Source organism: Paenibacillus sp. P4_E11 (assembly GCF_056401635.1).
Map to the genome: position 1 here is coordinate 1 of NZ_JBFUIX010000667.1, position 664 is coordinate 664.

The following is a 664-nucleotide window of genomic DNA, read 5'->3' on the forward strand; positions in this document are numbered from 1 at the left end:
GGATGGACGTACCGGATGGACGTACCGCTGGTGTACCAGTTGTCTCGCCAGAGGCACCGCTGGGTAGCTAAGTACGGACGGGATAAGCGCTGAAAGCATCTAAGCGTGAAGCCCCCCTCAAGATGAGATTTCCCAATTAGTAAGACCCCTTGTAGACGACGAGGTTGATAGGTTCGGGGTGGACGCGCAGTAATGTGTGGAGCTGACGAATACTAATCGGTCGAGGGCTTATCCTATTCACTCTTACCCGGAGTGACCAGTTMTACAAGTTGCGGCTCGTTACCGCTTTCGCATCCAGTTTTCAGGGAATAAACCACCTGATRATTWRWTAATGGTCCCTGATAGCTCAGTTGGTAGAGCACTCGACTGTTAATCGAGTTGTCACAGGTTCGAGTCCTGTTCGGGGAGTCTAGTCTCCACATCGTAAAATTGCGCTGAAGCGTATATCCATACGCTGTGGAGACCCCAATGGAGAGCTGTCCGAGTGGTCGAAGGAGCACGATTGGAAATCGTGTAGGCGCCAAAAGTGTCTCGAGGGTTCGAATCCCTCGCTCTCCGTAGTATTACCTTAACAAATATTAATCACGGCCCGTTGGTCAAGCGGTTAAGACACCTCCCTTTCACGGAGGTTACAGGGGTTCGAATCCCCTACGGGTCACCATTT

At 51.4% G+C, this 664-nt stretch carries 3 tRNA genes and 1 rRNA gene; all 4 read left to right on the forward strand.

Annotated features, from left to right (window positions below):
• Positions 1-236 (forward strand): 23S ribosomal RNA (locus AC1DWB_RS36800); the annotation flags it as partial.
• Between the two features lie 99 nt (positions 237-335).
• A tRNA-Asn gene (locus tag AC1DWB_RS36805) sits at positions 336-408 on the forward strand.
• Positions 409-470: 62 nt separating this feature from the next.
• Positions 471-558 (forward strand) — tRNA-Ser (locus AC1DWB_RS36810).
• 28 nt (positions 559-586) lie between these two features.
• A tRNA-Glu gene (locus tag AC1DWB_RS36815) sits at positions 587-661 on the forward strand.
• Positions 662-664: the final 3 nt, after the last annotated feature.